This is a genomic window from Photorhabdus kayaii, from assembly GCF_025384895.1.
Lineage (GTDB): Bacteria > Pseudomonadota > Gammaproteobacteria > Enterobacterales > Enterobacteriaceae > Photorhabdus > Photorhabdus kayaii.
In genome coordinates, this window is sequence record NZ_JAJAFZ010000129.1 from 1 (window position 1) to 4,287 (window position 4,287).

The window sequence follows — 4,287 nt, forward strand, 5'->3', positions numbered from 1 at the left end:
CCGTTTAGCGATGAACCAGCGGCCCGGCTCTATAAGACAGGCGATCTGGGCCGCTGGTTGCCGGATGGGAATATTGAATATCTTGGGCGCAATGACTTCCAGGTCAAGATCCGCGGTTTTCGTATTGAGTTAGGCGAGATTGAAGCCCGGCTGGCGGCCTGTGACGGTGTGCGGGAGGCAGTGGTGGTCGCCCGGGAAGACGCGCCGGGTGACAAGCGGCTGGTGGCCTATCTGGTGCCGCAGGCCGGAATGGGGCTGGACGCCGCAACGCTGCGGGCTGAGTTAAGCACAAGCCTGGCGGACTATATGCTGCCCGGTGCATTTGTGGTACTGGAGGCGTTACCGTTGACACCGAATGGCAAGCTGGACCGGCAGGCATTGCCGGCCCCGGACCAGAGTGCGGTGGTGACACGGCAGTATGAAGCGCCACAGGGTAAGCTTGAGCAGCAGCTGGCACAGATTTGGCAGGACTTGTTAGGCGTGGAGCGTATCGGCCGCCATGACAACTTCTTTGAGTTAGGCGGGCACTCACTACTAGCTATGAGTTTGGTAGCGAGATTACGACAATCTCTAGATACTGAAATTGTATTAGGTGATATTTTTACCGAAAAAACAATTAGCCAGCTAGCTATATCCATTCAATCTGACTGCAATTCAAATCAATATCCTAACTTATTTCCTATTCGTACTGGTGGGAAAGATATACCTTTGTTCTTTGTTCATGCTGGTGGTGGGAGTATTAGTTATGCCTATGATCTTGTTACCTGGATGGACGACATAAGTATTCCAGTCTATGGATTCTCTGCTGGCAATTTACTAGAGAAAGAAGCAAAGGATGGTTCTTTAGTGACAATCCAGATGCTGGCCGAATCGTATATAAAAGGCATGTTACATGTACAGCCTGTAGGTCCATATCGTATTGCAGCATGGTCATCTGGTGGAGTAATTGCTTATGAAATGGCTCGTCAGTTAATAGCTGCTGGAAAAAAAATGGATTTTATAGGGTTGATTGATACAGATAGAGACTATAAACAATTCTATCCTGAGTATGAGAAGCCAAATGGCTTTGTTTTTGATGAAATGGCTAAATTGATTGAAGTGTTATCGACATTAGATATACCAAATGTTGTTATTAATAAATCGATTGAGCTGGCAAAAAATAAAGATTACACAGCTGTATTACAGCTTGTTAAAGAAAATAGTAATGTGAAGAGTTTACCAGAATATAGTTTCCTTAAGGACTTTCTCTTGGTTTGTCATAACATGGATGTAGCAAGCTATCATTACTGTCCACCAAAACTGCCTACTATGATTACTTTGTTTTCTGCAATGGATGAAAATGATAGGAGTGATTTTAGCCTAGGCTGGGGAAATTTGATATTTGATGGATTATTACGAATTGTTCCATTGAGAGGAACTCACTCATCCATTATGAAAAAACCTTATATTAGCCACCTAGGAAAGGAACTGCTAAGGATTATTAAAACTAAGGGTAAATCAGGTTAATTAGGTTGTTCTGAAAATAGAAAACCATACTTATACGTGGGGTCATTCTAGTTAGCAAAAGATGGGTAGATTTATGCCATGACTTATCTACTATCTGTATGGTCCCACTACTTTTCGTCAATGTTGCACTTTGATTTACTTTGTCTATTTAACTATATGGTTCTGTATAAAAACGACGATTTTTAAAACCATAATGAATAGTTCTAAAAAGGGGATGTGTATGATTTTAAAATTAGCATACGGTATAAGAGTTATACCATTACTGATGCTATTCATAGGATTAACTGCTTATGCTGAAAATAATGCCCTAAGAGCTGATAAGTCATCTTATCAAGTGAACATTCGACGCACTAGCATGGGAATGCCACATATTCAGGCTAATGACTGGGGTAGTTTAGGCTATGGTTATGGTTATGCTCAGGCTCAAGATAATCTTTGCACAATGGCTGATTCTTTTCTAACTTATCGTGGTGAGCGTTCCGAATATTTCGGTGGTGAGGCATTACCAGTTTATTTTAGTACAGCGGGTAACTGGTCTAATTTGGACTCCGATTTTTATCATCGCCACATTGTATCTGATGATGTAATAGAGAGTATGAAACAAGCCCAGCCAAAGCGAATGAGGTTACTCGTGGAAGGATTTGCTTCTGGTTACAATCGCTATGTGCGTGAATTTAAAGCCGCAGGTTCTTCTGACAAAAAGAATACGGCTTGCAGTAGCGCGCCTTGGGTAAAATCGATTAGTGCGCAAGATATTTATCGTCGGATGTATTCGGTTGATTTAGCAGAGGAATTGTCTATCAGCCTATTACCGTCTATTGCTAATGCGGTTCCTCCTGCACTAGGTATTGACGCTGTTAGAACAATACCGCTGGTCCGAGGTGCGGTTGCTGGATTCCCTCGGATTCGTAACTTGGTCAATGGAGGCATTGGTAGTAATGCATATGGTTTTGGTTCAGTGGCTACAGGTACGGATAGCCCACTGCTATTTGGTAATCCACATTGGTATTTGGAGGGGCCAGATCGGTTTTACTTAGCACAATTGACGATTCCTGGAGTACTGAATGTGAGTGGTGCTGCATTTCTAGGTTCACCTGTGGTGCAAATCGGGTTTAATGACAATGTAGCTTGGAGTCATACGGTTTCGACAGCAGAGCGTACTGGATTTTTTGAATTGCGATTGGTACAAGGTGATCCGTTCAGTTATCTACATGATGGAAAAGTTGTGAGAATGCAGTCACATACCATTACAGTACAAGTAAAACATAGCTCAGGAGCTCTTGTACCAATTACGCGTACACTGTACAAATCCGAATATGGTCCCATTGTAAGTGATCCGATGTTGACTTGGAGCGAAAATACAGCGTTTGCCTTGCGCAACATTAACCGGGATAATTTCCGTCCTTGGCGTAACTGGTTGCGTTGGAGTGAAGCTAAATCACTTGATGAATTTATTACCATTCAACGTGAGGAGGCTGCTATGCCTTGGGTTAATACTGTGGCTGTAGGACGAGGTAGTTCGCAGGCTTGGTATGCCGATATGGGGGCGGTGCCTAATATATCGCCCACACAAGTGGAACAGTGTACTACGGCAATGGGAAAAGCTTTAATAAAGGCTGGGCATTTACCACCTAATACTCCTTTTCTTGATGGTTCGCGCAGTACATGTAATTGGCAAAACGATCCCGATTCAGTACAGCTTGGCGCAGTTGGCCCGAGCCGAATGCCTAGTTTGTTGCGCAAAGACTATGTGGCCAATATGAACAATAGCTATTGGTTAAGTAATCCCCAAGCACCGCTAACGGGTTATCCTGCAATTTTTGGCCCGAGTGGTGAGGAGGAATTGAATTTGCGTACTCGTATGGGGCATGTGATGGTGCAAGAACGTTTTAGTGGCAACGATGGTTATCCGGGGCGCAATGTCAATAGTGAAGTGATACGTCAGATGGCGCTCAATAGCCGGGTATTTAGTGCTGAACGTTTTAAAACGCAGGCGTTGGATCAAGTCTGTGTCATACCCCTAGTCAACGTGCAGCGCGATGTACTCAAAGGAGAGTTGTTTGTGTCAGGACGTAAGGTGAATCTGACGGAAGCCTGTGCTGTATTGAGAGCTTGGAATAACACAGGTAATAGCGGTGCACGTGGTGCCCATGTATGGGATGGATTTTGGACGAGATTATTGATAGAGCGTGATACGCAGGAATTATTCGCCGTGCCGTTTGACTCAGCCGACCCACTGAATACTCCGCGTGATCTGCGGACGAATGCAACTGAAACACTACGTCAAGCCTTAGGTGCCACGGTATTAGATTTGCAACATCGTGGTTTGTCATTAAACGCTAAACGAGGTGACTATCTATATCTCACTCGTGGTGACAGAAAGATGCCGTTGTATGGTGGATGTGATGAAATGGGTTACTTTACTATTAGCTGTAATGTAAATAACTCATACGAAATGGATAGAGGAGATGTAACCAGCAATAGTTATTTGCAGGTGGTGAGTTTCCCACGTGATGGCGTGGAGGCTTATGTTTTATTAGTTTCGTCCTTGACTGATGATCCGACCTCGCCTTACTACAGTGATTACACACATAGCTACAGTACTAAACAATGGCAGCGTGTGCCATTTACGGAATCGCAGATAAGAGCTGACCCAAATTATCAGAGTCGCACGATTCAAGAATAGTGATCAGAAAGCTTAGTCCGGTGAGTGATTTTTGATGTTTGGAGATTGATCAGAGCGCATCATTCGGACTAAGAGCCTATCCCAATAGGATTTTG

2 protein-coding genes are annotated in these 4,287 nt (G+C 43.9%); both read left to right on the forward strand.

Going from position 1 to position 4,287, the window contains the following annotated elements; genetic code table 11:
- On the forward strand, positions 1-1,506 hold a 1,506-nt coding region (locus LGZ98_RS24150; RefSeq protein ID WP_315902004.1), incomplete at its 5' end, for a thioesterase domain-containing protein.
- Positions 1,507-1,726: 220 nt separating this feature from the next.
- Entirely contained in the window at positions 1,727-4,192 is a 2,466-nt protein-coding gene (locus tag LGZ98_RS22970; RefSeq protein ID WP_113044297.1) for a penicillin acylase family protein, read from the forward strand.
- Positions 4,193-4,287 lie beyond the last annotated feature (95 nt).

Coding starts and splice junctions, on each gene's coding strand:
- LGZ98_RS22970 (WP_113044297.1), top strand. CDS start 1,727: ATGATTTTAAAATTAGCATACGGTATAAGAGTTATACCATTACTGATG.